This is a genomic window from Arthrobacter sp. B0316-1-20, assembly GCF_059091865.1.
The window spans coordinates 1-4,654 of the sequence record NZ_JBNHHC010000139.1 but is presented as its reverse complement, the minus strand read 5'-3'; the positions used below and the strand labels follow the sequence as shown (position 1 = coordinate 4,654).

The 4,654-nt window shown below is 66.1% G+C and carries 4 protein-coding genes; all 4 read right to left on the bottom strand.

The features are described 5' to 3' along the window. The coding region (locus tag AC5RW2_RS40520) for a Na+/H+ antiporter subunit E (RefSeq protein ID WP_494075259.1) at positions 1-478 on the bottom strand (478 nt) is incomplete at its 3' end. After that, complete coding sequence (locus AC5RW2_RS40515) at positions 475-2,154, bottom strand: Na+/H+ antiporter subunit D (protein ID WP_494029033.1); 1,680 nt, start codon at positions 2,152-2,154, stop codon at positions 475-477. The genes AC5RW2_RS40520 and AC5RW2_RS40515, both read right to left, overlap by 4 nt. Then, positions 2,151-2,636, bottom strand: a complete 486-nt coding sequence (locus tag AC5RW2_RS40510) for a Na(+)/H(+) antiporter subunit C (RefSeq protein WP_494029032.1) — start codon at positions 2,634-2,636, stop codon at positions 2,151-2,153. The genes AC5RW2_RS40515 and AC5RW2_RS40510 overlap by 4 nt, the downstream gene beginning before the upstream one ends. Beyond that, on the bottom strand, positions 2,633-4,654 hold a 2,022-nt coding region (gene mbhE, locus AC5RW2_RS40505), incomplete at its 5' end, for a hydrogen gas-evolving membrane-bound hydrogenase subunit E (protein WP_494075258.1). The genes mbhE and AC5RW2_RS40510, both read right to left, overlap by 4 nt.

Below are 4,654 nucleotides of genomic sequence, written 5' to 3'. Positions count from 1 at the left end.
CTTCCGATGCCCGTATCTCGGCACGGATATCCGCCGCATCCTGGGCGCTGGAGACATTGAGGGCGTGGACATAGAGCGTTGACGTAGACCTGTCGACATCCACCACCAGTGAGCCGGGAATCAGCGACAGGGTATGTCCGACGGCGGTGACGATCAGGTCCGAACGTGTCCTCAGTTGGACTGCCACCACCGCGTTCCTGATTTCCGGGCCGCGGCGTACCGCCAGCCACAACACCTCGATACTGGCCTGGACCAACTGGAACAGGAAGTACCCGGCAAAGCGGACCGCGTGGAAGATATTGAACCGACCGCTCAGGTCCACCGGCGGCAGGTAGAACAGATTCACCACGCCCAGGGCGATCAGCGCGCCGAAGATCAGGTTGCCCGCGCTGAAGTCGCGCCACAGAGCCCCCCAGACCACCACCAGCCAGACGATCAGCGGCAGTTCCTTCTTCAGCGTCGTCCGGCGCCGGCTCATGGTCCTACCTCCGGCTGTGCCAGGGCCGGCACCGCCGTGCCCTCCGCCGCACCCACACCCAGGACCGCCTCGATGTAAGGCGTCTGCGCCAGCATCTCCTCGGCGGCCATTTCGCTGAGCCGGAAGAGCGGGCCGGCAAAGACCGTCAGCGCGACGCCGAACACAACCAGTCCGATGGTGGGACCCACCATAGTCCGCGGCAGCACATGCACCGCGGACCGGCCAGCGTACCTGCCCGTGGAACGCCCCATGACTCCCTGTGACGTCCTGATCGCGGAGCCGTCCTCCTTCGCGGCAAGCAGGATCGGGTCCGGCTGCTCCGCGTCCTCCGGCCGGCGCCAGAAGGCGCGGTTCCACACCCGGGCAATGGCCAGCAGGGTCAGCAGGCTCGTGAGGACGGAACCGGCCACCAGGGTGTAGGACAGCGGAGTGGCTAACTCCACGCCGGCCTGCAGCAGCCCCACCTTGCCCAGGAACCCCGAGAACGGCGGAATTCCGCCCAGGTTCATCCCGGGAATGAAGAACAGGATGGCAAGCAGCGGCGAAATCTTGGCCAGGCCCGCCAGCCGGTCCATATTCGATGTGCCGCCGCGCCGCTCGATCAGGCCTGTGACCAGGAACAGGCTGGTCTGGATCACGATATGGTGCGCCACGTAGTACACGGTGGCGGCAAGGCCCACTTGGGAGGACATCGCCAGCCCGAACACCATATAGCCGATGTGGCTGACCAGGGTGAAGGAGAGCATACGTTTGATGTCCGCCTGTGCAATGGCGCCGAGGATGCCGACCACCATGGTCAGCAGCGCCACCGTCATCAGGATGTTGTTGATACGGTCTCCGGGAAACAGCAGGGTCTCCGTTCGCACCAGCGCGTAGACGCCCACCTTGGTCAGCAGGCCGGCGAACACCGCGGTAACCGGCGCGGGCGCGGTCGGGTAGGAGTCCGGCAGCCAGAAGGACAGCGGGAAGATCGCAGCCTTGATGCCGAACGCCACCACCAGCATGAGGTGCAGGACCATATTGGTGGCCGGATCCAGCTCCGCGAGCTTCACCGCAAGATCGGCCATGTTCACGGTGCCCGTAGCTGCATAGATCATGGCGATCGTGATCAGGAACAGCAGCGAGGAAACAACACTGACGACGACGTAGGTCACCCCGGCGCGGATGCGCGGTGTGGTGCCGCCGAGGGTCATCAGTACGTAGCTGGCGGTCAGCAGGATCTCGAAGCCGACGTAGAGGTTGAACAGGTCCCCGGTCAGGAAGGCATTGGAGACGCCGGCGATCAGGATGAGGAACGTCGGGTGGAAGATGGAGATGGGCCCTTCCTCATCCCCGTCCGCCAGGCCCTGGCCGACGGCGTAGATCAGGACCGCAAGGCTGACCGTGGAGGACACCACGAGCATCAACGTGGAGAACTGGTCCACCACCATCGTGATGCCAAAGGGTGGAATCCAGTTGCCGATGAAGACGGCTTGGGTGCCGCTGTTCCAAGCATTGACCAGCAGCAGGCACTCGAGCAGCAGCGTAAGGGACACCGCGCCGATGCTGACCCACCGCTGCGCGACCGGGTGCCGAATGAGCAGGAAGGCGAGAGCCGCGCCGAGGAACGGAAAGACGACGGCAAGCGGAGCGAGGCTGGACACGTTGAGGCTGGCGATGTCGAAACCGGTCGTCATTGTGCCCTCCTCGAATCATGGATCCTGCGTTCGTTCTGGGAACCGGCTGCCTCATCCGCCGCTTCAGCGGGCGTGAATTCGGTCGTGTCGACGGGCATCGGCGCGTCGTCCTCGGCATCGAAGCTGCTTTGGCTTGCGACCCTGCGGTCTTCGATGTCATCCTGCACCACGTCCTTGCGGCCCAGCACCCACGACCGGTAAATGATGCCCAGCAGGAAGGCAGTGACCGCGAACCCGATGACGATCGAGGTGAGGATCAGGGCCTGCGGCAGCGGATCGCTGTACTCCTCGGCTCCGACGCCTGCCGCATAGAGCGGCGAGCGGCCGGCGAATCCGCCGGTGAGCAGCAGCAGCACGTTGGCTGCGTTGGTCAGCATCATCAGTCCCAGCATGACCCGGGTCAGGCTGCGTTCCAGCAGCAGGTAGATTCCGGCGGCGAAGAGCACGCCCATGACCACCAGCAGCGTAATGTTGACGCTCATCGGGCAACTCCCTCGTCCAAGGGCGCTTCCGCCCGGTGGGCCCGCCGGGACTTATCCGATTCCGCCCCTTCTTCCGTCCGTTCGTCGATTTCCGCCCCCAGGCTGCGCAGGACATCCAGGACCAGTCCGACGACGACCAGGTAGACCCCGATGTCGAAGATGGTGGCGGTAACGAACTTGATGTGCCCGAAGACCGGCACGGTGGCTTCGATGATGGCGCTCTGGAAAACCTGTCCGCCCAGGAAGACCGGGGCCAGCGCCGTCAGCGCGGCGATGCCCAGGCCGGTGCCCAGCAGCGCACCTGCACTGACCGGGCTGGCCTCGGCCAACTCGATCCGGCCGCCGGCCAGGTACCTGATGGTGAGCGCCAGCCCGGCCGTCAGTCCGCCGGCGAATCCGCCGCCCGGCGTGTTGTGGCCGGTCAGCAGCAGGTAGATGGAGAAGATGATCACCGAGTGGAACAGCAGCCGTGTGATGACCTCGAAGATGATGGAGCGGCGTTCGGGTGCCAGGGTGCGGCCGGCGACCAGCCACGCGTCCCGCTTCACGACGGCGAACTTGCGGGCCGTCGCCAGCGCTGCCGTGCCCCGTTTGGCCATGTGGAGTCCTTCGCGGCCGCGGTCCACCGTGCCGCTGGCAACCCCTTCGGCCCGGCGCCGCTTGTCCCCGCGCCCGCGGATGAAGATCAGGCTGGAAACGCCGGTCGCGGCAATCGCCAGAACGGAGATCTCGCCGAAGGTATCCCAGGCCCGGATATCCACCAGGGTGACATTGACAATGTTGGCGCCGCCGCCGTCGTTATAGGCCAGCTCCGGGAACTGCAGGGAAATCGGCGCGGCAACCCGGGAGGCCATCGCGGAGCCGACGATCACCATCATCGAGATGCCGAAAGCTGCCGCCACTGCAGCGCGCAGCAGCTTGTTGCTTCCGGACTCCCGCGTCCGCAGTCTGGCCGGCAGTGCCCGCAGCACCAGCACGATGGCCACCAGCACGATGGTCTCCACCAGCATCTGGGTCAGTGCCAGGTCTGGGGCGCCGTGCAGAGCGAAAATCAGCGCTATGCCGTAGCCCGTGACGCTAACCATCAGCACTGCCAGGAAGCGCTTGTCCGCCCGCACGGCCGCATAGGCGCCCAGGATGATGCCGAGGCCGGCGATTGCCTGGGCCGGCGTGTCGAACCAGTGCCAGGCCTGCGGGCGCGGGCTGCCCAGCAGGAAAACCGCGGTGATCGGCGTCAGGATAGCGACGCCAATGATCACGAACAGATAGAAGACCAGCGAGCCACGCTGGGTGCGGCCGGTAACCCAGACCGCCGCATCGTCCAGGACCCCGATGATATTCCGGTAGATATCCGCGGCATCCAACCGGGGAGCCAGCTTCTCCTGGGCGCGTTCGATCCGGCGCCGGCCCAGGTACATCCCGATGCCGACGGCGAAGGTGAGGACAGTTAGGCCCAGCGCGGGCGTGAGGCCGTGCCAGAGCGCCAGGTGGCCGGCGTCGGCTGTCTCCCCTGCGGGGGCGAAGAGTGCCACGTACGGCTGGATCACGGCATCCGCCGGATCCGGCCACAGGCCGAAGACGATCGAGGCGGCAGTGAGGACCGCCGGCGCGGCCAGGAACAGCACCGGCACCTTGGTGAATTCGATGTCCGCGACGCCGGACTTGCGGGCAAAACCGCCCCAGACGAAGCGGGCGCTGTAGGCGAAGGTGAACATGGAGCCGATGACCACACCGGCCAAGAGCACGCTGGAGGCGAGGTTGAACTGCTGCAGTTCGGCGTGGTGGAGGAACGCCTCGTAGACCGATTCCTTCGCGACGAAACCCAGCAGCGGCGGCACGCCGGCCATCGAGGCGGCGGCAATCACGGCGATCACCCCCAGCGCGGGCGCCTGCCGGTAGACCCCGGATAGCTCGCGGATGTCGCGGGACCCGGTCTGGTGGTCAATGATGCCGACCACCAGGAACAGCGTGGCCTTGAAGCAGCCGTGGGCCAGCAGCAGTCCCAGGCCAGCGAGGGC

Coding starts and splice junctions, on each gene's coding strand:
- AC5RW2_RS40510 (WP_494029032.1), bottom strand. CDS start 2,636: ATGAGCGTCAACATTACGCTGCTGGTGGTCATGGGCGTGCTCTTCGCC.
- AC5RW2_RS40515 (WP_494029033.1), bottom strand. CDS start 2,154: ATGACGACCGGTTTCGACATCGCCAGCCTCAACGTGTCCAGCCTCGCT.